Annotated in this window: 24 protein-coding genes; 11 read left to right on the top strand and 13 right to left on the bottom strand. The window is 35.2% G+C overall.

The annotated features are described in order from the left end of the window. From SIB89_RS08380 to SIB89_RS08370, 3 genes are all read left to right on the top strand, one after another. Positions 1–777 carry a universal stress protein gene (locus SIB89_RS08380; RefSeq protein WP_155088933.1) on the top strand — a complete coding sequence of 259 codons (777 nt, stop codon included), beginning with the start codon at positions 1–3 and terminating at the stop codon, positions 775–777. Positions 778–866: 89 nt separating this feature from the next. Beyond that, the gene (locus tag SIB89_RS08375) at positions 867–2,729 is read left to right on the top strand and encodes a SulP family inorganic anion transporter (RefSeq protein ID WP_412559431.1); all 1,863 of its coding nucleotides are present in this window, start codon (positions 867–869) and stop codon (positions 2,727–2,729) included. A 26-nt stretch (positions 2,730–2,755) separates the two neighbouring features. Next, a complete protein-coding gene (locus tag SIB89_RS08370) occupies positions 2,756–3,385 on the top strand; it encodes a carbonic anhydrase family protein (protein ID WP_412559430.1) in 630 nt (209 codons plus the stop codon). A 73-nt stretch (positions 3,386–3,458) separates the two neighbouring features. Here the strand turns inward: SIB89_RS08370 and SIB89_RS08365 are convergent, their stop codons facing one another. Beyond that, positions 3,459–3,977, bottom strand: a complete 519-nt coding sequence (locus SIB89_RS08365; protein WP_412559429.1) for a CvpA family protein — start codon at positions 3,975–3,977, stop codon at positions 3,459–3,461. 118 nt (positions 3,978–4,095) lie between these two features. Here SIB89_RS08365 and SIB89_RS08360 point away from each other — a divergent pair, with 118 nt between their 5' ends. Both SIB89_RS08360 and pheS read left to right on the top strand, forming a co-directional pair. After that, positions 4,096–4,452 carry a hypothetical protein gene (locus tag SIB89_RS08360; protein ID WP_155088926.1) on the top strand — a complete coding sequence of 119 codons (357 nt, stop codon included), beginning with the start codon at positions 4,096–4,098 and terminating at the stop codon, positions 4,450–4,452. A gap of 88 nt (positions 4,453–4,540) precedes the next feature. Beyond that, entirely contained in the window at positions 4,541–5,560 is a 1,020-nt protein-coding gene (pheS, locus tag SIB89_RS08355; RefSeq protein WP_412559428.1) for a phenylalanine--tRNA ligase subunit alpha, read from the top strand. Positions 5,561–5,989: 429 nt separating this feature from the next. On the opposite strand, the gene SIB89_RS08350 is transcribed toward pheS, so the two are convergent. After that, positions 5,990–6,391: a hypothetical protein gene (locus SIB89_RS08350; protein ID WP_412559427.1), complete on the bottom strand. Its 402-nt coding sequence runs from the start codon at positions 6,389–6,391 to the stop codon at positions 5,990–5,992. A gap of 134 nt (positions 6,392–6,525) precedes the next feature. On the opposite strand from SIB89_RS08350, the gene SIB89_RS08345 reads away from it, so the two are divergent. Further along, positions 6,526–6,921 (top strand): hypothetical protein, encoded by a 396-nt coding sequence (locus SIB89_RS08345; RefSeq protein WP_273289256.1) that lies wholly within the window; start codon positions 6,526–6,528, stop codon positions 6,919–6,921. Between the two features lie 5 nt (positions 6,922–6,926). On the opposite strand, the gene SIB89_RS08340 is transcribed toward SIB89_RS08345, so the two are convergent. Both SIB89_RS08340 and SIB89_RS08335 read right to left on the bottom strand, forming a co-directional pair. Next, positions 6,927–7,370, bottom strand: coding sequence for a nucleoside deaminase (locus tag SIB89_RS08340; RefSeq protein ID WP_412559426.1), 444 nt, complete (start codon positions 7,368–7,370; stop codon positions 6,927–6,929). Positions 7,371–7,381: 11 nt separating this feature from the next. Further along, positions 7,382–8,383 carry an NAD(P)H-dependent glycerol-3-phosphate dehydrogenase gene (locus tag SIB89_RS08335; RefSeq protein ID WP_155088916.1) on the bottom strand — a complete coding sequence of 334 codons (1,002 nt, stop codon included), beginning with the start codon at positions 8,381–8,383 and terminating at the stop codon, positions 7,382–7,384. 190 nt (positions 8,384–8,573) lie between these two features. Here SIB89_RS08335 and SIB89_RS08330 point away from each other — a divergent pair, with 190 nt between their 5' ends. Further along, positions 8,574–9,518 carry a nicotinic acid mononucleotide adenyltransferase gene (locus tag SIB89_RS08330; RefSeq protein ID WP_412559425.1) on the top strand — a complete coding sequence of 315 codons (945 nt, stop codon included), beginning with the start codon at positions 8,574–8,576 and terminating at the stop codon, positions 9,516–9,518. Positions 9,519–9,582: 64 nt separating this feature from the next. Here SIB89_RS08330 and SIB89_RS08325 read toward each other — a convergent pair whose 3' ends face one another. The 4 genes from SIB89_RS08325 to mfd form a co-directional block, all read right to left on the bottom strand. Next, complete coding sequence (locus SIB89_RS08325) at positions 9,583–10,512, bottom strand: glycoside hydrolase family 113 (protein ID WP_412559424.1); 930 nt, start codon at positions 10,510–10,512, stop codon at positions 9,583–9,585. A gap of 222 nt (positions 10,513–10,734) precedes the next feature. Continuing rightward, a complete protein-coding gene (locus tag SIB89_RS08320) occupies positions 10,735–12,036 on the bottom strand; it encodes a TlpA family protein disulfide reductase (RefSeq protein ID WP_412559423.1) in 1,302 nt (433 codons plus the stop codon). A gap of 46 nt (positions 12,037–12,082) precedes the next feature. Then, complete coding sequence (locus tag SIB89_RS08315) at positions 12,083–12,946, bottom strand: DMT family transporter (protein WP_412559422.1); 864 nt, start codon at positions 12,944–12,946, stop codon at positions 12,083–12,085. Continuing rightward, entirely contained in the window at positions 12,939–16,370 is a 3,432-nt protein-coding gene (gene mfd / locus SIB89_RS08310; protein WP_412559421.1) for a transcription-repair coupling factor, read from the bottom strand. Before mfd ends, SIB89_RS08315 begins: the two co-directional genes overlap by 8 nt. 112 nt (positions 16,371–16,482) lie before the next feature. Between mfd and SIB89_RS08305 the strand changes: the two genes are divergently transcribed. Further along, the gene (locus SIB89_RS08305) at positions 16,483–16,914 is read left to right on the top strand and encodes a TerB family tellurite resistance protein (RefSeq protein WP_155088907.1); all 432 of its coding nucleotides are present in this window, start codon (positions 16,483–16,485) and stop codon (positions 16,912–16,914) included. A 48-nt stretch (positions 16,915–16,962) separates the two neighbouring features. Here the strand turns inward: SIB89_RS08305 and fbp are convergent, their stop codons facing one another. After that, on the bottom strand, positions 16,963–17,976 hold the full coding sequence (gene fbp, locus SIB89_RS08300) for a class 1 fructose-bisphosphatase (RefSeq protein WP_155088905.1): 1,014 nt from the start codon (positions 17,974–17,976) through the stop codon (positions 16,963–16,965). Between the two features lie 226 nt (positions 17,977–18,202). Between fbp and SIB89_RS08295 the strand changes: the two genes are divergently transcribed. The 3 genes from SIB89_RS08295 to SIB89_RS08285 are packed head-to-tail and all read left to right on the top strand — an operon-like array spanning position 18,203 to position 21,787. Next, positions 18,203–18,679, top strand: a complete 477-nt coding sequence (locus SIB89_RS08295; protein ID WP_273289242.1) for a GNAT family N-acetyltransferase — start codon at positions 18,203–18,205, stop codon at positions 18,677–18,679. Further along, complete coding sequence (locus SIB89_RS08290) at positions 18,679–19,929, top strand: aspartate kinase (protein WP_273289241.1); 1,251 nt, start codon at positions 18,679–18,681, stop codon at positions 19,927–19,929. The genes SIB89_RS08295 and SIB89_RS08290 overlap by 1 nt, the downstream gene beginning before the upstream one ends. A gap of 19 nt (positions 19,930–19,948) precedes the next feature. After that, a complete protein-coding gene (locus SIB89_RS08285) occupies positions 19,949–21,787 on the top strand; it encodes a lysophospholipid acyltransferase family protein (protein ID WP_273289239.1) in 1,839 nt (612 codons plus the stop codon). A gap of 48 nt (positions 21,788–21,835) precedes the next feature. On the opposite strand, the gene SIB89_RS08280 is transcribed toward SIB89_RS08285, so the two are convergent. The 4 genes from SIB89_RS08280 to SIB89_RS08265 form a co-directional block, all read right to left on the bottom strand. Further along, positions 21,836–22,282, bottom strand: coding sequence for an NINE protein (locus SIB89_RS08280; protein ID WP_412559420.1), 447 nt, complete (start codon positions 22,280–22,282; stop codon positions 21,836–21,838). Positions 22,283–22,343: 61 nt separating this feature from the next. Then, complete coding sequence (locus SIB89_RS08275; RefSeq protein WP_155088895.1) at positions 22,344–22,730, bottom strand: VOC family protein; 387 nt, start codon at positions 22,728–22,730, stop codon at positions 22,344–22,346. Between the two features lies 1 nt (position 22,731). After that, entirely contained in the window at positions 22,732–23,190 is a 459-nt protein-coding gene (locus SIB89_RS08270; protein WP_412559419.1) for a DUF1801 domain-containing protein, read from the bottom strand. A 28-nt stretch (positions 23,191–23,218) separates the two neighbouring features. After that, a complete protein-coding gene (locus SIB89_RS08265) occupies positions 23,219–24,214 on the bottom strand; it encodes a 2-hydroxyacid dehydrogenase (RefSeq protein WP_412559418.1) in 996 nt (331 codons plus the stop codon). Between the last annotated feature and the right edge of the window lie 73 nt (positions 24,215–24,287).

Here is a 24,287-nt window from a genome sequence, read left to right as displayed (position 1 = left end):
ATGGAAAATAAAAAATATAAAATAGTAGTGCTTTCAGATTTAAAAAGTACTACGGTTTCGTTAATAAAGAATACCGTCGGATTAGCCAAAATGATAAATGGCGACATTGAACTTTTTCACGTAAAAAAGCCAACTGAGATTGTTAAAAGAGAAAGTCAACTTTCCGCAGTAAGGGATATTAATGAACAATCCCTAAATACACATAATCAGTTAAAAAATCTATTGGAACCAATTGCTAAGGATTATGATATTAAGTTGAGTTATAAATATGCCATCGGTAATGTTAAAGGTGAAATAGAAAGCTATATCAAAGAAAGCTCTCCTGATATTATAGTTTTGGGAAAAAGAAAACCAAGCGCAATTCGTATCGTTGGTGACAACTTAGCGGATTTTGTTCTCAAAAAATTTGAAGGTCCGGTTTTGATAACGTCAAACGATGATTTGTTAGCGTCAAACAAAATGCTGTCAATGGGTATATTGAATGACTTTGGAAAATCCTTAAATACTAGTTTGACAGAAAACCTTATCAATAACACAAAAGAACCATTGAAGAAATTCAAAATAGAGGGACTTGCTGAAAGTGAGAAAGCTTCGGATTTGTACCAAAACAGAAAAATTGTTGAGTACGTGTTCAACGATGGTTCAAGAACAATTGAAACGATTTCGGATTATGTCTCCAAAAGCAATATAAACTTATTGTGTTTGGATCGTAATTACAAAGGAAGCCTTACAAAAAAGGCTATCAATAAGGTGAACGTTTCTTTGTTGGTGACCTAGAAAGCTAGAAATCTTTTCTAAAAGAATGTGGGATCATAATTTCACATTATTTAAAATTTAAGTTAACTTAGAAAAGTTAAAATCAATATATGAAGAACTTATTTAGCAACATCAAAGGAGATGCATTTGGTGGGATTACAGCAGGAATTGTAGCATTACCACTAGCATTGGCCTTTGGAGTATCCTCTGGCTTAGGCCCTAGCGCAGGATTATATGGAGCTATTTTTATAAGTTTCTTCGCGGCACTTTTCGGGGGAACCAACACACAGATATCTGGCCCTACTGCACCAATGACAGCCGTTAGTATGGTAGTCATTGCAGGTATTGTTGCGGCAAATGATGGCGATGTCAATAAAGCATTGCCAGCAATTTTGACCGTGTTTTTGCTTGCCGGATTAATGCAAATTGGCCTTGGTGCCATTGGGTTGGGAAAATATATTAGGTATATTCCTTATCCTGTGGTTTCAGGTTTTATGACCGCTATTGGTGTGATAATATTGGTGACTCAAATTCTGCCGGCAGTAGGATATTATCCTAAGGAAGATGTTGATTTGGTCACTCAATTTAAACCACAAGCAGAGGAAATCATTTTAGAAAACATCCTAAAAGAAGAAGCTGGTGAAGGTATTCTTGTATTAGAGGATTTTGAAGAGACGATTAAGCGTGCCCAACTGACAACTCAAGATGATATAGCTAAAGAGTCGCAGACATTGGCAAAATCTGCAAGTTCTGGAGTTTTAGGAACATTTAAAGTACTACCTAGAGCTTTAAAAAATATAAACTGGTTAGAGCTTATATTGGCCTTAGCCACTATATTTATTGTATATGGCTTTAAGCGCATAACTACCAAAGTACCGAGTGCTTTAGTGGCGTTGATCGTAGTTTCTGGCATAGCGTATGGTTTTGGGATGGACTATAGACCAATTGAGGAAATCCCAACAGGATTACCGGTCCCTAATCTGGAGATTTTCACAAATTTTAGCTTGGGATCGATTACACCTTACATTTTTACGGCTCTAACTTTAGCATTGTTAGGAGCAATAGATTCTTTATTAACAAGTGTTGTTGCAGATAATATGACTAAAACTAAACACGAACCCAACAAAGAATTAGTTGGTCAGGGTATTGGTAATAGTATAGGTGCAATATTTGGAGGAATACCAGGTGCTGGAGCTACGATTCGTACGGTTGTAAATATAAATTCTGGTGGTAAAACCAGGCTGTCAGGTATGATTGCAGGTATTTTATTACTGGTTATATTATTAGCCCTCGGACCTGTAGCTTCAAAAATTCCGGCAGCAGTGTTAGCTGGTATTTTAATTACAGTAGGTATTGGTGTTATGGATTATAAAGGTCTTAGAGCTATACCTTCGTTGCCAAAAGATATTAAATTAGGCCCTTTTAAACTCAGTTCTGAAGTTTTAATTATGCTAGTTGTATTAGTGCTATCAACAGTTTGGAACTTAGTATATGCCGTTGGTATAGGGTTGGTCATTGCTTCATTAATGTTCATGAAAAAAATAGGAGATTTAACAGCAGAACGCTCAGATGTAAAATCTTTAAAAGAAGAAGCATGGCAAGATGAAACCGGTTTTCCTTCGAGCTTAAAGGAAGAGGTGTTTGTTAAACACATTAAAGGACCATTGTTCTTTGGTTCCACAAGTGATTTTCAGGCCTTGGCATTACAAATTCCTATTACGGCCAAAACTGTTATTATGCGATTAGACCGAATGCAATATATGGATCAGTCTGGATTGTATGCTATGGAAGACATGCTACAAGATCTGAAACAGAAAAATATTCAGGTTTTATTTGTGGGATTATTGGAACAGCCAAGGTACATGATGGAACGGATTGGTATTATACCAGACTTTATACCAAACGAACACATCTTTAAAAGCTTTAAGAAGTGCATAGCTTGGGTAAAAGAAAATGTAGAAGACAAATATTAATTATAAAATTAAAACAAAAAATAAAAATGAAAAATACAGCAATAACTAAAGACGTACAAAGTAGATTAACCCCAAATAGTGTATTAAAAGATTTACTTAATGGTAACGAGCGTTTTGTAAATGGTAATCTTGAAGGTGCAGATAATGCTGCATTAGTACAACAAACTACTGGTGGGCAATTCCCAAAAGCAGTGGTTTTATCTTGTATCGATTCGCGCGTGCCAGTAGAAACCGTATTGGACCAAGCCATTGGTGATATTTTTGTTGCAAGGGTTGCAGGTAACTTTGAGAACACGGATATTTTAGGAAGTTTAGAGTATTCTTGTAAAGTCGCTGGAAGTAAATTGGTCTTGGTATTGGGTCATGAAGCTTGTGGTGCGGTAAAAGCAGCTTGTGATGGTGTAGAGCTAGGAAATATCACACACCTTCTAAGCAACATAGCGCCAGCAGTTAAAAAATCTGCTGATGAAGTTGAAGGAGAAGCAAACTCTTCTAATGCAGAATTTGTAGCCAAAACTGTAGAAAACAACGTAAAACTGACTATAGATAGAATCCGTGAAAAAAGTCCAATATTAAAGGAAATGGAAGATAAAGGTGAGATTGCTATTGTTGGTGCAGTTTATAGTTTACAGACAGGTAAAGTAGAAATGATATAAATTGTTAATCTGAGGGAAAACTAAGATTCTCAACATAAATTAACTAAAAAGCCATTCAAACGAGTGGCTTTTTTTATGCGTCACTTTCTGTGGTTTCTTCCTCTTCTAATTCACTTTTTATAATATTTGGAAATAACATTGGTGCCAGAGATTTAACAGGTTCGTAGAGAACACTTTCCTCCAGATCCTCTTCTTCCATAAAAGGTAATGTGTTATTTAGTTTGTCGAATACAATCAATAATACACTAAGAATCAAACCGATTTTAAGAGCTCCAAAAACACCTCCTAAGAGCTTGTTTAATATACCCAAGGCGGCAAAATCCGCAAGTTTTGTTAAAGCCTTTCCTGCCAAACTGATGGCTAAAACAATAATGACAAAAGTGATTGCAAATGCTACAATATTGATGGTTTTTTCATTCCAATCGACCTTAGAGTCTAATAAGTCGGCAGCAAAATAACTGAAGTGAATAGCACCATAAATGCCGAGTACTAATGCCAATAACGAAGCAATTTCAACAAAAAGGCCTTTAAAGAGCCCTCTTATAAACCCAAAAAGGAGAAGGGCAGCTAGGATAATATCAATAATACTCATAGTTAGTAGCGGTTTAGGCAAAAGTACACGAAATTTCGCCAATTTATAGTATTAACGTAAATCATCAGGTTTTAGTTTATTAACTTTGAACCTTGAATTTTAGAACTTTAAATAGGTAATGGCAAGGGACGAACAACTTAAAGAACGATGGGACTTAGTGGTAGAAAAGCTTTCTAACCAGTTTGCGGATGGTGATACCTTAGATTTAGATTCAATTATCTATTTAATAGGCGTACAAGAGCTTGGGCAGATTCATCGAGACTATAAAAAAGATCATAAGTTAGACTTAATGCACATCGCTATTTGTAAGCTTTTAGAGCCTTATGGGTTTTACGAATTCGATTATGTAGATGATGAAGGTTGGCCACATTATAAAGTAAAAGAGCAATTACCCTTTTTAAAGGCTGGTGAGCAAAGTGTATTAATGAAAGAAGCGATTGTGAACTATTTTGTAGAAACCGAATATATCGATTAGCTTAGACTGCGCTGAGCTACCAATACTAACAAAAAAAACTTAAATTTGCCGTCTGAAAAAGAAAGGTACTGAATAAATTCAGCATAAAATGATAGACAAGCTAAAAGAACTCATTGCAGAAGCCGAAGCATTTACAGCCCAATCTAAGGATGAGGTTGAACAGTTTCGTATCAAATATTTGGGCTCAAAAGGATTATTGAAGCAATATTTTGCTGAATTTAAGAATGTGGCAAACGAGCAGAAGAAAGAGTTCGGGCAAACGATCAACCAGCTTAAGAAAACTGCTGAAGATAAAGTCAACGCTTTAAAGGAAGAGCTTGAAAGCAAAGAAGAGGATAAAGGCATCTATGGCGACTTGTCTAGACCAGGCGAACCGATTGCTATTGGTGCTCGTCATCCAATATCTATAGTAAAAAATCAAATCATAGATATTTTTTCGCGGATTGGTTTTAACGTGAGTGAAGGTCCAGAAATTGAAGACGATTGGCATAATTTCACGGCATTGAATTTACCAGAATACCATCCCGCTCGTGATATGCAGGATACTTTCTTTATTCAGACTGATCCAGATATTTTATTGCGTACGCATACCAGTTCTGTTCAAGTGCGCTATATGGAAAACAACAAACCTCCAATCCGTACCATTTCACCAGGTCGTGTGTATAGAAATGAGGCAATTTCTGCACGTTCGCATTGCTTTTTTCATCAAGTGGAAGGTCTTTATATTGATAAAGATGTAAGCTTCGCGGATTTAAAGCAAACGTTACAATACTTTACTACTGAGATGTTCGGGAAATCTAAGATTAGATTGCGTCCATCCTACTTTCCATTTACTGAGCCAAGTGCTGAGGTGGATGTATATTGGGGACTTGAAACCGAAACCGATTACAAAATCACGAAAGGAACAGGTTGGTTAGAGATTATGGGCTGCGGAATGGTAGATCCTAATGTTCTAGAGAATTGTGGTATTGACTCAAAAGAATACTCTGGTTTTGCTTTTGGTATGGGTATCGATCGTATAGCGATGTTATTGAACCAAATCAGTGATATTCGTTTGTTGAGCGAAAATGATGTTCGGTTTTTAGAGCAGTTTAAGAGTGCGCTTTAAAATGGAATTCTTCAATATTTATTTTGGATATTTTGACTTAATCTTAGTTTTCATTTTAATAATTACGAATTATATTTTCTGGAATAAATTTCAAGTTTTTAATAGTTGCTTACCAACTGCTCTCTTATTTGTTTTATTTGGTCTCGTATTTCCTTTAGTTTCTATGTTTATTGAAATAAAATTGAACTCAAGTCCAGGAGATGATGCTTTTAATTTACTCTACACCTATTTTAGGTTCCCTGTTTATTGGGCAATTGGTCTAATTCAAATTCTTATTATTCATTTTAGGATTAAAAAAGCTTAAAAATATTTCAAAATCAAAACTCACCCCTTAATCCCCTCTCAAGAGGGGAAATTGTAAAACTTGAAGTTGTGGTGTAAATTTTTAATTGTAAAAGTTCCCTTCCTCGGAAGGGCTAGGGATGGGTTTTATTCCAAATGCTCAGCACCTTCAACACTAAAAACAGACTTCCTAAATTCAGAAGGTTCTTTTTCGTTTAATAGTTTTAAAGCACCTTTTTCTTTAATGAGTTCAGAAAAGTGAGCTTCTCTTTTATCATATTGTGCTTTATCGGAATACGTGGTGATTAACACTATATGAAACGGTGTTTCATCGCTGTATGTGGTTTTAAGAAATTGAAACGAATGAATATAACCCTTTTCAATAGCTTTTATTCTTAGTTGTTTCCAGTTGTTTTGAAAGTAGTAAATGGCCTCTTCTGTATTACCATTTAAAATTTCTACGGTTTCAATCGTCGTGATTTTTTCGTTGGTTTGCCCAAAGCTTAAACAGCAAAAGAGAAGTGTTGCAAAAAGGAATTTTAGTTTCATGATTTATGGTTTTTGATGATGCGTTTCTAATTTAAGGATTTTGCTTTTTATACTTTTGCTTTTAAATTATAATTAACAATTAAAAGCCTTCCCTTTGGGAAGACCTGTCTGCCGATAGGCAGGTTTAGACGACTATGAAAAAAGACATAAAAATCCCAGAAGTAAAAGATGTTCACGTTGCCATAGTGCAAGAAGAACACCTAGAATATAAAACCCAAGATTGGAATGCCTATATCATTAACAATAGTGATGCGGATTTAGATACAGTTCTAATTGTGTCGCAAGGTAAATCAGAGAGCAAAATGACACCTCCTATGCGTCATACGATTTCAAAATTACCAGCTAGAAGTTATGCTAAGATTGAGTATTTACAGGAGAAAGTTTTAGAACTCAATAATTCGTTTAAAGTGACTTTCTTTAAAGGCAACCAAATGTTTGATAAAACCTACCTCTTTAGAAAAAATACCATTAATGAAAAAGCTTTGCAGAATCTACCTTTGATGCAGTTGAAAGGTGTTTTGGTGAAATAATAAAATTATTCACCTATATCCTCGTTCCATAATTCGGGTTTATTATTTATAAAGGTGTTCATCATGTCGATACATTCTTTGTTATTCAAAATATGTACTTCTACACCTCTAGATTTTAATAAATCCTCTTCACCAAGAAATGTTTTGTTTTCTCCAATAATCACTTTGGGAATTCCATATAAAAGAATGGTGCCAGAGCACATAGAACAAGGTGACAGCGTGGTGTACAATACACACTCTTTGTAAACAGAGGCTTTTTGTCTGCCTGCGTTCTCTAAGGCATCCATTTCTCCATGTAATACAACACTACCTTCCTGTACTCTTTTATTGTGACCTCTACCAATGATTTTATTATTATGAACAATGACAGAACCTATAGGTATACCACCTTCTTGCAATCCGATTTTTGCTTCTTCAATAGCGGCCTTTAAAAATACATCATGATTCATAGTTAACTTATCTAATCCAATTTCTCGGTCAATTTCTTAAAGACCTTCTTAGGATTTTTGTTTTCGTAGAGAATCCCATAAACTGCATTGATAATTGGGAGTTTCGTCTTTTTGGCATTCTTCTCATTCAATAAGTAGGCACTTTTTGCGGCATAGAACCCTTCGGCAACCATATTCATTTCCATTTGGGCAGATTTCACCGTGTATCCTTTTCCAATCATATTCCCAAACATTCTATTTCTCGAAAACACAGAATAGCCCGTTACCAATAAATCCCCTAAATAAGCCGAGTTGTTGATGTTACGTTTCATCTTGTGCATTTTTTTAATAAAACGCTTCATTTCTCTTATGGCGTTGCTCATCAACACACTCTGAAAATTATCACCATAACCCAAGCCGTGAGCTATTCCTGCAGCGATAGCATATATGTTCTTTAGCATTACAGCATATTCCACACCGATAATATCATCACTGGTTTTGGTTTTAATATAATCACTCGCTAAATTATTGGCAATGGCCTGCGCTGTAACAGGATCTGCACAAGAAATAGTAAGGTAAGACAAACGCTCTAGTGCAACCTCTTCAGCATGGCAAGGACCAGCAATAACTGCAATGTTCTCAAACGGAATTTTGTAAATATCGTGGAAATGCTCACCAACTAATAGTCCAGATTCAGGAATAATACCTTTTACTGCCGAAACCACTATTTTTTCACCGATATCTGTGGTGAGTTTTTCTAATTCAGAATGCATAAAAGCAGAAGGAATCACAAAGATGAGCACATCTGCCCAATCTGCAATTTCATTAATATCGTTGCTTAGCTTCAGTTGTTCAGTATGAAATTCAACAGAACTTAAATAGCTAGGATTATGTTGCTCTTTCAACAGATGTTCTTTAGTGTAAACACTGCGCATATACCAACCGACTTCATCTAGATTTTCGCAAAGCATTTTTACAATAGCAGTGGCCCAACTTCCTGCTCCAAAGACAGCATATTTTTTGGTGTCGCTCATAGGATATGATATCGTTTAAGTCTTTCAAAAATAAGGAATCTTTTATGGAATGGCTAATGTAATTACACGCTTTAAATAAAGGCGTTAGCGCTTGTTTGAGATTCTGAAACAAGTTTAGGATGACAAATTTCTAAAATCTTGGCACACGTTTTGAAATGCATTAGATAATAACCCTAAAAACCGTTGAATTATGAAGACATTGAAATTACTCTTAGGATTTGCGCTTAGTGCAACATTGTTTACCTCTTGTTACACAGAGGAAGTACATATAAATGATAATGGCCCAACAATTTCGTTGAATCAGCTATTACAATCTTACGATTTGTGGTATGTAGATATCAATGCTACTCAAGGTTTTGGTGAAACACCGTTTATGGAAATTGCATTCACTATGTCGTTTAGTAACGGTCGTGTGTATGCCAATAATAATTTGGTTGGTATCGGTAGCCAAGGTGGAGGATATGGAGTACAGATAGGAAACTATGATGCTTATGACATGATACTGGATATAGACCATGTTATTGATGGATTTAACAGTTTTGATGTGTACCAAATAGACAGCAACACTATAGAATTGTACAACCCATTTAATGATACGTCTTACTTTTTAGATGGTTATCAGCAATCTAATTTCGATTATGATTTTGTGTTCTATGATAACATTCATTATTTCTTGCAAGAGTATGAGGCTTGGGAAAAAGTTTATACCAGTGAGTATGGTGCTATAAATGAGTTTGACAACGAAAACTACTTACAGTTTTTATCTGGTGGAAACGACTCTACATTTAGAAGTTCTCAAGATGCCAATGTGAACAACCCTAATAATATTTATTGGGATTATACAGGAGTTTACGGTGTAGGAGATGTATCAGGAAATATGTACCTAAAAACTTTAACGTTAGATTATGATTTCTTTGACAATGAATTCTTTGAACTCAGCGTTATAGATGATGGAACAATAGAGTTGTACCATGTAGACTCAGGAACAGCTTACGAGTTTGAAGGTAGAGGATACATAGCTTACTATAGAAGTTCTGATACGCAAGGTCGTGTGACCAAGGATGAAAACAAGCTGAAGAAACGTAAACAAAAAACACCTAAGGTAGATAACCCTAGGGAAAATACTCGAAGCTAAATTTTGGTTGGTTATTTAGTTTCAAAACGCTCAGTTAAAGCACTTGCTTTACTGGGCGTTTTTCTTATTGAGTAAAAAAAGAATGCAATATTTTCTCTGCTGATTTTCCTTGAATATTAAAGTTTAAATCATCAATTTCATCACCAATCTTATAATCTGTTCTAAGTTGCCAAATATGAGCACCGGCAAACCAATCTTCATTCCAAATAGTATTAAGAAAAGATTCATAACAATTGGCTTGAGTTTTACTCGAGTATTCCACACCATCTTCAATAGCGTTTTCAATCCATTTCCATGGCTCAATACCAGCATCTGAAGTACTTTTATAACCGATCTCAGTAAATATTACCTTTCTCTCATTTTTACGACTTAGGTTGTCTAATTTAGGAATGATTTTTTCCCATCCCAGATTTAACTCTTCAGTAGAAGGGAAAAGTTTATCCGTTAACGGAAAATATGCCTGCACACCGATAAAATCTAAATCTTGCCAAAAAGTAATGTGTTCATAGGATTGATTCCAATTCGCAGCATAGGTAAGTTTTCCTGAGAAAATCTTTCTAAGATCGTTAATTAATTCTTTCCAAAATAGAGGTTTTTCAACGGCTAATCTTGAAAATTCTGTACCAATACAAAACATATCAGCTTGGCCCAATTCGGCTATCTTGGCATATCTGAAAATAAAATCACGATAACTGATTTTCCATAATTCCCAGTTATTTTGGTTTGTCGGAAAAATATCTGATCGCCATTTTCCATTCAAAGTTTTATCTATCCATACGTGTGGTTTTATAAATACTTTATAACCTTTAGATTTAATAAGTTTTATACGGTTTAATAATTCTAAATTACCGTTTTCAATATTAGTACTATCGGAATTATGATGGGTGACCTTTGTGCTTTTATAGTTATCCTGAAAACCCCACGGAACTAGAGTAATATAGTTGAAGTTTGTATTTCTTAGGACTTGTATCCTCGTAGAATCTAGACTACCCATCAAATGTGCTCCTTTTTGTTTAATAAAAGAAGTCTGAATTGAGTTTTTTAGTTTTGATTCTGAATTACTATCAAATTTAGATGGACTTGTCCTCAGGTAAATTAATACACATACAGCAATTAGTATTAAAATTGACAATATATTTAGAATAATAATACGACCTTTCCCTTTCATCTATTAGGTATAAAACAATGAAAGATAATCATTTAAATTTGGGTATTTCTAAAGGTCTTTGAGCACCATTTCTAAATCCTCAAAAGCATAAGGTTTGGCGATAATAATCTTAGAGCTGCTTAATAAAAAGTACATTGGTGTTGCAGCAATACCGTAAGTTTTAACGATCGGGTTTTCCCACTTGCCTAAACCAATAGTATGTGTAAAGTTTGGATACTTTTTTATTTCTTCTGTCCACTTGGTAGGTTCGTCTTCCAACCCAAAAGCAACAACTTTTAAGTATGGTTTATTGGAGACAAGTTCTTTTACCTTTGGTAATTCATTTAGACAATGTCCACAACCACTACTCCAAAAAATAAGCAAGTAGTAGTCTGAGCCTTCCAAATTGTGTAGAGATGTGGTATTTTGGGTTGAAGCAATCTCAAAATTCGGTGCTTTGGTGCCAATGGAGGTGTTTTTATAAGAGGAAATGGTTTCTGCTAAAACTCTGTTTTCAGATTTATTTGCCAATTCCAATAGGTAATTATCAGTGATATAGTTAGCTAATTCATGGTTTTCTAGAGCGACAAAACGTTGCCATAAAATTTCAATAAGACTGGTTTTTATCTTCAAGTTATCATCACTAATGGTATTGGCAACATCATCAACCAATTGTTTATACGTAGTGTTACTTGGATTTTCCACCAGGTTAAAGACATAACCAGTAACACGATCTACCAAGAACGAAGAACTTTGCAGTAAATAGTTACTGAAATCTATCTGACTCAAAAAATGTTGTTTCAGGTTGTTTGAATAGGTAGAGATGTCTTCATATTGCTTTGGGATATATGGTCTGTTTGCTGTAATAAAAGCAGATACAAGTTTGCCATTTGCAGATTCCTCGTATGCCATTTGAGTGTCCTTTACAACCTTGAAAATTGAGTTAAACCCTTCTTTGTCCGTCTTGCCTTTAGAATAGAAATTACTAATGGTTTGGTTGACCATAGCCATACTGTTTAGGTAGGAATTCCAGAGTTTGTTTTCTTCTGATTTGGTAAACTCTACGCCATTATCATAGCTAAAGTTAAACGCAACAGTTTCCTTGCCGTCGTAAATAAAATCGAAGTTATTTTCTTCTGGCGGAATGGCATAAACTATTTTGTAAATACCTGGTGCGATAGTAGAATCTAAAGGAATTTCAAAATTACCGATACTGTCTAATTTCCCTCTATTGACATAGTTGGCACCTTCTGGTGTGGCTTGATATAAATAGGCAAAAGAAAAATCTTCAGCAGGAGAAAATGTGCCTTTTACACTTTGGCTAAATGCTAGAAAAGGTAATATAAAAAGTAAGAGTGTGAATTTTTTCATTTCAATAGTGGGTTTTGTCTACTTATTTTCTTCAATAATTAAGCCATTATTTGTTTTTAGACCTTATACTTTCAATGACTACAGTGGCTAAAATCAAAGCACCTCCAACAAATGTATGTATTGTTGGTATTTCATTCAAGAAAAAAAATGCAATTATAATCCCAAAGACAGGTTGCGTACTAGAAATGATACTCGCTGTACTGGCTTTAAAATATTTAAGGCTATTTATAAATAACGTATGACCGATTGCTGTGGTTAGCAATGCCAATAAAATGACATAAGGATATTGGGTTTTAATATTGCTGGTTTCCATATAATATAAAGCGGGAAGTAGAATTATGCTCAGCAATGCTACTTGATAAAACATAAGCATGGTGCCATTATATTGCTTTACATGTTTTTTAAGAATTAATATGCGAATTGAATAGCATACAGCTGATAACAAACCAAAAAACACTCCTTGCAAATGCGTGTTTTCTAAATCAAATTCAGGTGCCAAAATAAAAACGCCTAAAAGCACAAAAAGCCCAAGAAGAATATGAATCGGGTCGAATTTTACTTTTGAAAATAATGGCTCTAAAATTGCCGTAATTACAGGAAATGTAAAAAGCGATAACATCCCAATAGCAACATTAGACAGTTTTAAAGCATAGAAATAGGTAATCCAATGTGCTCCCATAAAAACAGCAGCGAGAATGAAGGTCCAACGGTCTTTACCACCATATATTTTTAAGTTTATTTTTTTATACAAACAGAAAATGAAAAGAAAAACTGCAGCTAAAGCAGAGCGCCACCAAATAATCACTGGTGTTGGCATATCTATGAATTTGCCCAAAGCACCAGAAGTACTGATTAATATTGTGGCTATGGTAAGCCACAGTAAATGATTTAAATGACTTTTATCATTCATTTATTTTAGAAAGTGCATCCAATGCTTGCTTTGTGGATTTTATTTTTTCAAACGTAATGAGTAATCGCAGGCCATTTCGGGTTTGTTTCTCTTTCATCTTACATGTGCCTGCGTTCATTTGTACAAACTGAAGTACTTTGGTAAAGGCATCACTTTGATAGAATTTACTTTGCTGATCTTGAATAAAATACCCAGTCATCTTCCCTTTTTTCATCACCAGTTTTTCAATACCCATTTTTGTGGCTATCCATTTCAATCGCACACTATCAAATAAATCCTCGACTTGCGTTGGCAATTCGCCAAAACGGTCAATAATATCGCTTTCAAATTTATCGAGATCTTCTTCAGACTTAATATCGTTGAGTTTTGTATAAAGATTTAGTCGCTCAGTAATATTGTTAACGTAATCGTCTGGGAACAACAGTTCAAAATCAGTATCTATGGTAATATCCTTAACGTATTGTTTTGGCTTACCATCGTCTTTGTATAGGTCTGCAAATTCAGATTCTTTTAATTCTTCAATGGCTTCATTTAGGATTTTTTGATACGTATCAAAACCAATATCATTGATAAAACCGCTTTGTTCTCCGCCCAATAAATCTCCTGCTCCTCTAATTTCTAAATCTTTCATGGCAATATTGAATCCGCTACCCAATTCGGTAAATTGTTCTAATGCTGTAATGCGTTTGCGAGCATCATTTGTCATAGCAGAATACTCTGGCGTTATAAAATAACAAAAGGCTTTTTTGTTGCTACGACCAACACGTCCTCGCATTTGATGCAAGTCACTGAGTCCAAAATTATTGGCGTTATTGATAAAAATGGTATTGGCATTTGGTACATCTAACCCGCTTTCAACGATTGTCGTGCTCACCAACACATCAAATTCACCATTCATAAAGGCAAGCATTAGGTGTTCTAATTTTTTACCATCGAGTTGCCCATGACCAATACCAATCTTTGCATCTGGCACCAAACGCTGAATCATGCCTGCAACTTCCTTTATGTTCTCAATTCTGTTATGAATAAAAAACACTTGTCCACCACGTTGTATCTCATAGCTAATGGCATCTCTGATTGTTTCTTCATTAAGTCGTACAACATGACTCTCAATCGGATAGCGATTGGGAGGTGGAGTCGTAATGACAGATAAATCGCGCGCTGCCATTAAACTAAATTGTAGCGTTCTCGGAATTGGAGTAGCGGTCAATGTCAATACATCCACATTTTCTTTAATGGTCTTGAGTTTTTCCTTTACGGCAACACCAAATTTTTGTTCTTCATCAACAATCAAAAGTCCTAGATCTTTAAACTTCACATTTTTATTTGCGAGTTGATGCGTGCCAATGACAATGTCAACACTTCCTTTTTCGAGACCTTCTAAAGTTTCGCGTTTTTCTTTAGCAGTTCTAAAACGATTGACATAATCTACCGTCACGGGAAAATCCTTTAAACGCTCGGTAAATGTTCTGTAGTGTTGATAAGCCAAAATGGTCGTGGGCACCAAAACCGCAACTTGCTTTCCATTATCCACAGCTTTAAAGGCTGCTCTTATAGCAACTTCGGTTTTACCAAAGCCAACATCACCACAGACCAAACGATCCATTGGTCGCTCACTTTCCATATCGGCTTTTATATCTGCAGTAGACGTAATTTGATCTGGTGTATCTTCATAAACAAAAGAGGCTTCAAGCTCATGTTGCATATAACTATCTGGCGCATATTGAAAGCCTTTTTTTAGCTTTCGTTTAGCATAGAGTTTAATAAGGTTGAATGCAATTTCCTTAACACGAGATTTTGTCTTTTGTTTAAGGTTTTTCCAGGCCTTACTTCCTAGCTTATATACTTTGGGTGGCTTGCCATCCTTACCATTAAACTTGGTGATTTTATGTAAGGAATGAATACTCAAATACAGTACATCACGCTCTCCATAAACCAATTTTATGGCTTCTTGTTTTTTGCCTTCAACATCTATTTTTTGGAGACCACCAAATCTTCCAATACCATGATCTATGTGCGTAACATAATCGCCAATTTCAAGATTAGTGAGTTCCTTTAAGGTAATAGCTTGCTTCTTGGCGTAGCCATTTTTTAAGTGGAATTTATGATAACGATCAAAAATTTGATGATCGGTATAAACGGCAATTTTATGTTCTTCATCAATAAAACCTTGATACAACGAAAGAACTACGGTTTTGTAATGAACATCTTCCTCAACATCGTCAAAAATATCGTGAAATCGCTTAGCTTGTTGCTCGCTAACACACGCAATGTAATTGGTAATGCCCTTGTTGTGATTTTCATTGAGGTCGTCAATCAACAAATTAAATTGCTTGTTAAATGCTGGTTGTGGTTTGGTGTTGTATTGAATTATACTGTCATTGCGAGCCTGCCTGTCGGCAGACAGGGAACTTTTTTGTGACGTGGCAATCTCTTTGTTAGTGACAGATTGCTTTACTTCGTTCGCAATAACGTTTGTAAAAAAAGCCGAAGTACCAAACTCAACCAAATTATAATCCAAAAACTGACGCTTCAATAATTCTGAATTACAAAACAGTTCTTCAGGCGATGCATGTTTGACTTCAGATGATAGACTTTTAAAAGCCTCTTCTGCTTTACTGAAAAACTCATCAATTCTTGAAAATATCAATGATGAATTCTTGGTAAAAACAACAGTTTTGTTAGAAATGTATTTCAGAAAACTTTCACGTTGCTCTGCAATTTGCTTATTGGCAACGTTTGGGATAATACTGACTTTTTTGATGCGTTCCGTGGACAACTGCGTTTCAACATCAAAAGTTCTTATACTATCCACTTCATCACCAAAAAATTCAATACGGTAAGGTTCATCGTGCGAAAATGAAAACACATCAATAATACCTCCACGTACAGAAAACTCACCAGGTTCGGTTACAAAATCTACACGTTTAAATTTGTATTCAAACAAGACTTCGTTCACAAAATCGATACTCAATTCATTCCCAACGGAAATTTTAAGAGTGTTTTTTTCGAGTTCTTTTTTAGTGACAACTTTTTCGAATAAAGCATCAGGATATGTAACAATGATGCAAGGCTTTTTTCGTGAATTGATTCGGTTGAGAACTTCGGCACGTAATAGCACGTTGGCATTGTTGGTTTCTTCAATTTGATACGGTCTTCTGTAACTCCCAGGATAGAACAGTACATCCTTATCATTGATAAGTTGCTCTAAATCGTTGAGATAGTATGCGGCTTCTTCTTTATCATCAAAGACAAGCAGAAAAGGTTTTTCAGCCGTTTTAAATGCTTCGGAAACTACTATTGACAATGATGAACCAACGAGACCTTTTAAGTGTGTATTTTGGTCAGTTTGGGCAATAGCCGTCTGCAGATTTTGCAGTTGCAAAGTCTGTAAATAGGTTTGGGTAATCTGTGTTTTACTCAAGTTCCTTTAATTGAGGTGCAAATATAAAATTTTTGAAGCTTTGTTTATGGTAAAAACTATGAATAGATTTATATTTGCTTAGTTAATAGTAACAAGACTTAAAACCATATATATGTCATTTTCAGATTTATTCGATAGCGGATTTAAAAAGCGTAATGAAGACCACTTTGCCTCAATAGTTAGAGTAGCAATGAGCGATGGTATCATTACAGATACCGAAAAAGCATTTTTAGACCGTTTAGCTGTGCGCTTAGATGTTACAGAGAGCGAATACAAGCAAATATTAAAAGATTATAAAAGTCATCCTATAAATCCACCTACGTCTTACGATGTACGTTTAGAGCGTCTGTATGATTTAGCACGTATGGTATGGGCTGATGATATTGAAGGCCCTAACCAGCATTGGTTATTGGAAAAATTATGTATTGGTTTAGGCTTTAATTCTGCAAATGTAAAATACATTGCTGACAAAGCATTGGTATTGGCTCACGATAAAGTAGATTTGGATACATTTATAGATGGTATCAAATCCATGAATGAGTAATGTAATATTTCAATAAAAAATTAAAGCGAACAGAGATGTTCGCTTTTTTTATTCAGCATTGCGCATAAATTCTTCAGCCTTTTCAACCATATTTTTACTACCACAAATAAAAGGCACACGCTCATGGAGTTCAGTGGGTTCAATATCCATAATACGTGTAAATCCGTCACTGGCTTTACCATTGGCCTGTTCAGCTAAAAATGCCATAGGGTTACACTCATAGAGCAATCTCAATTTTCCTTTAGCATTCAATGAACTTTTAGGATACATGTATATGCCTCCTTTAATCATATTTCTATGAAAATCAGATACTAACGATCCTATGTAACGTGAGGTGTATGGTCTGTCACCTTCTTCCATTTGGCAGTATTTTATATAATCTTTAATGCCTTTAGGAAAATGAATATAATTCCCTTCATTAACGGAATAGATTCTGCCATCTTCAGGGAATTCCATATCAGGATGTGATAAATAGAATGTCCCTATGGCTGGGTTTAAAGTAAAGCCGTTAACACCGTGGCCTGTTGTATAAACCAACATTGTCGATGTTCCATAAACCACATAACCTGCAGCAACTTGCTGATTTCCTTTTTGTAAAAAATCGTCAATGGTTACAGGCGTTCCAACAGGTGTTACACGTCTGAAAATTGAAAAAATAGTGCCGACGGAAACATTTACGTCGATATTAGAAGATCCATCCAAGGGATCAATCAAAACCACATATTTGTTCTGGTTGTTCTCATCCTGGCTGTTAATTGCAATAAAATCATCTTCTTCTTCACTGGCAATACCACAAACAATGTTTCGTTTGGTCATCGTCTGTATAAACTTATCATTGGCGTAAACGTCTAATTTTTGTTGATCCTCGCCTTGTATATTAGTATCACCTGCATTTCCAATGATATCTACCAAGCCAGCTTTGTTTACTTCGTGATTGACGACTTTTGCAGCTAAACGAATGGAATTTATTAATCTAGAAAGTTCACCTGAGGTATATTTAAAAGACGCTTGATTTTCTATGATAAATTCACCTAAGGTTTGGTTTAATTTGGAATTGGCCATGAAGCATTTTATTGATTAGATGGGACAAATATCGCATTTTTTAGCAAACTACAACGTTTTCGTAAAATGTAAACGAAATTAGATAAAGCTCAACTATAAATATTCTAAGAGGTTACTGCTATTATAAGTAATACTCTATAGGTTTCAATCTCAATTATGATAAAGATTAATTATAAAGTAAAGCGAGTTTTAGGTTATATTTGAATTCCTTTTTTTAAAACCAAAAATGAACCAACCAAGATTAGCTACTAAGCAAGATATGCCAAGGGTTTTAGAACTCATAAAAGAGTTGGCTGTTTACGAAAAAGAACCCGACGCCGTTGAGGTAACAGTTGATATGTTAGAGTCTGATGGATTTGGTGAGCATCCTAAATTCACTTGCTTCGTAGTAGAAGTAGATGGCAAAGTTGAAGGCATGGCGCTGGTGTATATGAGATATTCTACATGGAAAGGTGAGGTTTTACATCTTGAAGATTTAATAGTAAGCCAATCGCAAAGAGGTAAAAATTTAGGAACTAAACTTTTGGACCAAGTCGTTAAGTACGGAAAAAATTTAGGAGTAAAACGAATAAACTGGGAAGTTTTGGACTGGAATGAACCGGCCATTAAATTCTACGAAAAAAAAGGTGCAAACGTAATGAGAGATTGGGATGTGGTACAACTCAATGAGAAAGGAATTGAAAACTATTTAAACAAATTATAATGCGTGTTTTTAAATTTGGTGGTGCTTCGGTAAAAGATGCCAAAGGTGTTAAAAACTTAGTCTCGGTATTAAAGACAACAGGTCACGATAAAACATTGGTTGTAGTGTCGGCAATGGGCAAAACCACTAATGCCATAGAAGTAGTGATTAAAAACTATTTTGAAAATAAAGACGAATTACAGAGCTCTCTCCATGATGTTATTAAGTTTCACAATGAAATTCTGTTGGATCTATTTGCTAATGAAAGACACCAAGTCTTTGCGGACGTTAAGGCTTTTTTTGATGAACTGACCATGTTTTTTAAAAGCAACAAGTCACCGGATTATAATTATGTTTATGATCAAACCATTGGTTTTGGCGAATTAATTTCCACAACAATAATAAGCCACTACTTGAATGAAGTTGGCCTAAAAAATAATTGGTTAGACGTAAGAGAATATATTAAAACCGATAATTATTATAGAAGGGCAAATGTAGACTGGGAGCAGACCCAAGAACAAATTTCTTCAAACTTTAATAAGTCAATTCTAAATATCACTCAGGGATTCTTAGGTAGTGATGCGAATAACTTTACCACAACGCTAGGCAGAGAGGGTAGTGATTACACAGCGGCAATTTTCGCTTACTGTTTAAATGCCAACAGCGTAACCATTTGGAAAGACGTGCCAGGTGTGTTAAATGCCGATCCACGATATTTTGAAAATGCTCAGTTATTACATCAGATTTCATATAGAGAAGCTATCGAGCTGGCATTTTATGGAGCTTCAGTCATACACCCAAAAACACTTCAGCCTTTACAGCGCAAGGAAATTCCGTTGTATGTAAAATCGTTTTTAAATCCTAAAGAAAATGGTACATGCGTTAGCAAGGGAAAAGCTATTGAACCCGAAATCCCTTGTTTTATAGTTAAAAAAAACCAGATTTTAATTTCGTTGTCATCTTTGGATTTTTCATACATCGTTGAAGAAAACATAAGTGAGATTTTTAGCCTGTTGCACTTGTATAAAATGAAGGTAGATGTGATTCAGAATTCAGCCATTAGTTTTTCAGTTTGTATAGACAATATTTACGATAATCTCGAAAAATTATTGCAGCATTTAAAAGCCAAATTCAAAGTAACATCTCACGAAAATGTGAGTCTTTATACTATTAGACACTATAGTGATGCTTCAATAAAAGAAATGGAAAAAGATAAAACCGTATTGTTGAAGCAGTTAACAAAAGAAACGGTGCAAATCGTTACTAAATAACATTTACTACATTTGTTACATGGGGAAATCATCTGATACAGGATTAGTTACTGCCAAAGAAGTTGCCAAAGCTATTCATGCAGATAAGTACGGTTTCTTGGGTACTTTTTTCGGATGGATAATGATGAAAGTTCTCAAAATTTCTACATTAAACAGAATCTATAACCGAAACAAACATCTAAGCGAACTCGAGTTTTTAGATGGTATTTTAGATGAATTTCAGATTAAGTTCGAAATTCCTGAAGAAGACCTCAAACGACTTCCTAAAGATGGATCCTACATTACCATTTCTAACCATCCACTAGGTGGTATCGATGGTATTTTGCTTTTAAAGTTAATGCTAGAACAACGCAATGATTTTAAGATCATCGCCAATTTTCTGTTGCATCGTATAGAACCCTTGAAACCATATATAATGCCAGTAAATCCTTTTGAAGACCGAAAGGATGTAAAGAGCAGCATTTCAGGATTTAAAAACGCTATAATGCATTTAAGGGAAGGACATCCTTTGGGTGTATTTCCGGCAGGTGAAGTGTCAACCTATAGAGACGGAAAATTAGTAGTGGACAGACCTTGGGAAGAGGCTGCTATGAAACTGATTAAAAAGGCAGAAGTGCCTGTGGTGCCTATTTATTTCCATGCTAAGAACAGTCGATTGTTTTACCGATTGTCTAAAATCAGTGATACGTTAAGAACAGCGAAATTACCTTCAGAACTCTTAACTCAAAAGCGTAGAACGATAAAGGTTAGGATAGGGCGACCAATTTCTGTGAATGATCAAAAAGAACATGAAACACTAACGGATTTTTCAGATTTTTTAAGACGAAAAACCTATATGCTCTCAAAAACTTTTGAGGACAAGCCAAAGATATTAGATAATATTCAGGCACAGTTAAAAGTACATAAACCACCAAAACGTATCGTTACTCCGATAGCGACAGAAATTATGGTCTCTGAAGTAGAAAACCTTAGAGAAAAGGATTGTAGGCTTTTGGTAAGTAAAAATTATGAGGTGTTTTTGGCCGAAGCTAAAGAGATGCCTAATATATTGAGGGAACTGGGAAGGTTACGTGAAATCACTTTTAGGGAAGTTGGAGAAGGCACTAATGAAGCTACCGATTTAGATACCTTTGATACGTATTATCATCATATGTTTTTATGGGATAACGAAAAAAATGTAGTTGCTGGTGCCTATAGAATGGGCTTGGGATCACATATTTTTGAACGTTTTGGTATAGACGGTTTCTACTTACAGGATTTGTTCCGTTTTGAACCAGAACTTTACAAAATGATGAGCCAATCCATAGAAATGGGACGTGCATTTATCATAAAGGAATACCAACAAAAACCAATGCCATTATTTTTACTTTGGAAAGGTATTGTACACACCACATTGCGTTATCCAGAGCACAAATATTTAATTGGTGGCGTGAGTATCAGCAACCAGTTTTCAAACTTCTCAAAAAGCTTGATGATTGAGTTTATGAAATCGCATTACTATGACCCTTATGTGGCACAGTATGTACATCCTAAAAAAGAGTTTAAGGTAAAATTAAAAGATGCCGATAAGGAATTTGTTTTTGATGAAGCCGAAGCCGATTTAAACAAACTCGACAAACTGATTGACGAGGTAGAACCAGGAGCACTGCGATTACCAGTTCTGCTTAAGAAGTACATAAAGCAGAATGCTAAACTTGTAGCATTTAACGTAGATCCGTTATTTAATAACGCTGTAGATGGTTTAATGTATATAAAAATTGCTGACTTACCAGAAAGTACAGTTAGACCTGTGATGGAAGAATTTCAGGCTGAGTTGGAGCGCAAGTTTATGAACGGTAACGGAGATGATGACAAATAAAAAACCCAGAACTCTCGTTCTAGGTTATCTGTCTATGTTTTTTATAAATTAGAACCAAGGTTTTTTACCCACCTGATAGGTGTTGTAAAATTCTGCATCAGATTTGGTAAGATAGATAATACCTTCTATAAGTCCGATTATACTCATAATCCAGACAACAAAAATTCCAACACCAACACAAGATAGAATTATGCCAACCAATGTAATCCCTAGCATAATACCACCTTCTTTGTTGTAACCTAAAATGAACTTATGTATTCCAAGGCATCCAAAAATAATTGCAAGTACACCAGCTAACACTTTTTTGTTTTCACCAGTTGATTTCTCGAACACCTCTTTTGCGCCATCCGAAAACTCTTGCGCACTTTCTTTAGCTTCGTTAGAAAATTCCTTTGCCTTTTGGCTAATTTTATCTCCTGTTTTTTTAGCACCGTCCTTGGCGTCGTCTAACATATCGTTAAGATCGTCACCCAAATCTTTATTATCGTCTGACATAATTTTAAATGGTTTTAATGATTAATAGTCTTCGCTAAAATTAATAAAAAAACAGATGCAATTATTGAAAAGCGGCATCAATAGGTTCCCACAGTTCAATTTTGTTGCCATCATTATCCATTATCCAACCAAATTTACCATAATCGTATTCTTCCATTTCACCAACTATAGTAACACCTTCTTCTTTCAGTACCTTTAAAAGTTCTTCAAGATTTTCAACTCTGTAGTTAAACATAAAGTCTTTCTTAGATGGCTCATAATACTTGGTGTCTTCGGCAAATGGACTCCATTGTGTAGAACAATCGTTTCCTTCCTTGTCTTTCCACCAAAAGGTACAGCCATAATCATCTGTATTAAAACCCAAGTGTTTTTTATACCAATCTTTTGAGGCTTTTGGGTCTTTGGTTTTAAAGAATAGACCTCCAATTCCTGTTACTCTCTTTTTCATCTTATTTTTTCTTTAAAGCGGTTTCATAAATATCTATCCACTCCTCACAAGTCATTTTTCTGGTAAGTTCGCCTATAAGCTCAAAAGGAATTTCATCTATTTTTTTGAATCTAATACAGCTCTTGCCCATATCTAATTTGCGTTTACAATGTTTTGGATATTCGTTGACAAACCAATCATGTAACTCGGGTTTTGCATAAATACCACTATGATATAAATTCACTGAGTTTTTTTGAGATGCAAAACTCATAAATGGTAGTGGAACCTCAGGGCTGCAATGATAACCATCTGGATATACAGAATGTGGCACATAATAACCAATCATTTTGTAGATCATGCCTTCTTGAAAATCTTTAGGTAGATTATCATTGATGACTTTGCGTAATTTTTTTAAAGTCTCTTGTCGTTCTTCAGGTACTTGGCTTATATAGTCTTCTGGTGATGTTGCGTCGTATTGCATAGTTTGATTGATTTAGTAGGTATCTAAGTTAACAAAATTTTACTTTTATCTTATCTACAATGGTTTGGGCCAATTTTATGTTGCTTTCAACGGTCCAACCTGCAACATGAGGTGTTAACAACACATTATCTGCGTTAATTAAATATTGAAAGGCTTCTGGTGCTTCGACTGCGCTCAGCAACCCAGTCTTTTTTCTTTTTCGCATCCATCTGAATCTTGGTTCGGCAGTTTTAAATAAATTTTCGAATGATGACTTTTCATATTCTAAAACATCAAGTCCAGCTCCTAAAATTTTACCAGTATCTAATGCACTTACTAAATCTTCGGTGATTACACTTTTGCCACGCGCAGTGTTAATCAGCCAAAACGGTTTTTTGAAGCTATTGATGAATTCAGTATTCACCATGTTTAAAGTCAATGGTGTTTGTGGTGTATGAAGACTTAGCACATCAGCTTTTTCTTGAAGCTCTTCTAACGAAACTTGTTTACAATTTTCATCTCCAACGTTGTCTTTAATGTCATAACAAAGTACCTCTACATCAAACCCTCTTAGTTTTTTAGCGAAAGCTTTTCCCATATTCCCGTAGCCGATGAGTCCAACGGTTTTACCATCGAGTTCCAATCCACGATTGGCTTCTCTTTTCCATTTGCCTTGCCTAACTTCTTGGTCTGCTTTATTGAGCTTATTGAAAAGTGAAAGCAACATTCCTAAAGCATGTTCACCAACGGCATTTCTGTTGCCTTCTGGAGCCGAGATAAGATAGACTCCTTTCTGCTCTGCATAATCGCAATCTATGTTTTCCAATCCTGCACCAACACGACCAATAAATTTTAGGTTTTTTGCTGCGTCTAAAAATTGCTTATCAATTTTGAAACGACTGCGGATAACGATACCATCGTAATCAGATATTTTTGCTTCAACTTCAGTTTTAGAAGAGGTGTAATCTTCATCATTGGTAAAGCCTAAATCGTTGAGTTGATTTATGAGTAAGGGATGGTTGGTATCTAAGTGGAGAATCTTCATAGGTGTCATTCTGAACTTGTTTCAGAATCTTTTGTATGTTATCAATTTAAAATGAGGTGCTGAAACAGTTCAG

It is taken from the genome of Winogradskyella sp. MIT101101 (assembly GCF_047126865.1).
Classification (GTDB): domain Bacteria; phylum Bacteroidota; class Bacteroidia; order Flavobacteriales; family Flavobacteriaceae; genus Winogradskyella; species Winogradskyella ouciana.
The sequence above is the reverse complement of the archived record's forward strand: the minus strand, read 5'-3'. Positions and strand labels throughout refer to the sequence as shown.

What these genes read in the sequence shown, in the direction of transcription:
- SIB89_RS08380 (WP_155088933.1), top strand. Translation starts at nt 1, where the DNA reads ATGGAAAATAAAAAATATAAAATAGTAGTGCTTTCAGATTTAAAAAGT.
- SIB89_RS08375 (WP_412559431.1), top strand. Translation starts at nt 867, where the DNA reads ATGAAGAACTTATTTAGCAACATCAAAGGAGATGCATTTGGTGGGATT.
- SIB89_RS08370 (WP_412559430.1), top strand. Translation starts at nt 2,756, where the DNA reads ATGAAAAATACAGCAATAACTAAAGACGTACAAAGTAGATTAACCCCA.
- SIB89_RS08365 (WP_412559429.1), bottom strand. Translation starts at nt 3,977, where the DNA reads ATGAGTATTATTGATATTATCCTAGCTGCCCTTCTCCTTTTTGGGTTT.
- SIB89_RS08360 (WP_155088926.1), top strand. Translation starts at nt 4,096, where the DNA reads ATGGCAAGGGACGAACAACTTAAAGAACGATGGGACTTAGTGGTAGAA.
- pheS (WP_412559428.1), top strand. Translation starts at nt 4,541, where the DNA reads ATGATAGACAAGCTAAAAGAACTCATTGCAGAAGCCGAAGCATTTACA.
- SIB89_RS08350 (WP_412559427.1), bottom strand. Translation starts at nt 6,391, where the DNA reads ATGAAACTAAAATTCCTTTTTGCAACACTTCTCTTTTGCTGTTTAAGC.
- SIB89_RS08345 (WP_273289256.1), top strand. Translation starts at nt 6,526, where the DNA reads ATGAAAAAAGACATAAAAATCCCAGAAGTAAAAGATGTTCACGTTGCC.
- SIB89_RS08340 (WP_412559426.1), bottom strand. Translation starts at nt 7,370, where the DNA reads ATGAATCATGATGTATTTTTAAAGGCCGCTATTGAAGAAGCAAAAATC.
- SIB89_RS08335 (WP_155088916.1), bottom strand. Translation starts at nt 8,383, where the DNA reads ATGAGCGACACCAAAAAATATGCTGTCTTTGGAGCAGGAAGTTGGGCC.
- SIB89_RS08330 (WP_412559425.1), top strand. Translation starts at nt 8,574, where the DNA reads ATGAAGACATTGAAATTACTCTTAGGATTTGCGCTTAGTGCAACATTG.
- SIB89_RS08325 (WP_412559424.1), bottom strand. Translation starts at nt 10,512, where the DNA reads ATGGGTAGTCTAGATTCTACGAGGATACAAGTCCTAAGAAATACAAAC.
- SIB89_RS08320 (WP_412559423.1), bottom strand. Translation starts at nt 12,036, where the DNA reads ATGAAAAAATTCACACTCTTACTTTTTATATTACCTTTTCTAGCATTT.
- SIB89_RS08315 (WP_412559422.1), bottom strand. Translation starts at nt 12,946, where the DNA reads ATGAATGATAAAAGTCATTTAAATCATTTACTGTGGCTTACCATAGCC.
- SIB89_RS08305 (WP_155088907.1), top strand. Translation starts at nt 16,483, where the DNA reads ATGTCATTTTCAGATTTATTCGATAGCGGATTTAAAAAGCGTAATGAA.
- fbp (WP_155088905.1), bottom strand. Translation starts at nt 17,976, where the DNA reads ATGGCCAATTCCAAATTAAACCAAACCTTAGGTGAATTTATCATAGAA.
- SIB89_RS08295 (WP_273289242.1), top strand. Translation starts at nt 18,203, where the DNA reads ATGAACCAACCAAGATTAGCTACTAAGCAAGATATGCCAAGGGTTTTA.
- SIB89_RS08290 (WP_273289241.1), top strand. Translation starts at nt 18,679, where the DNA reads ATGCGTGTTTTTAAATTTGGTGGTGCTTCGGTAAAAGATGCCAAAGGT.
- SIB89_RS08285 (WP_273289239.1), top strand. Translation starts at nt 19,949, where the DNA reads ATGGGGAAATCATCTGATACAGGATTAGTTACTGCCAAAGAAGTTGCC.
- SIB89_RS08280 (WP_412559420.1), bottom strand. Translation starts at nt 22,282, where the DNA reads ATGTCAGACGATAATAAAGATTTGGGTGACGATCTTAACGATATGTTA.
- SIB89_RS08275 (WP_155088895.1), bottom strand. Translation starts at nt 22,730, where the DNA reads ATGAAAAAGAGAGTAACAGGAATTGGAGGTCTATTCTTTAAAACCAAA.
- SIB89_RS08270 (WP_412559419.1), bottom strand. Translation starts at nt 23,190, where the DNA reads ATGCAATACGACGCAACATCACCAGAAGACTATATAAGCCAAGTACCT.
- SIB89_RS08265 (WP_412559418.1), bottom strand. Translation starts at nt 24,214, where the DNA reads ATGAAGATTCTCCACTTAGATACCAACCATCCCTTACTCATAAATCAA.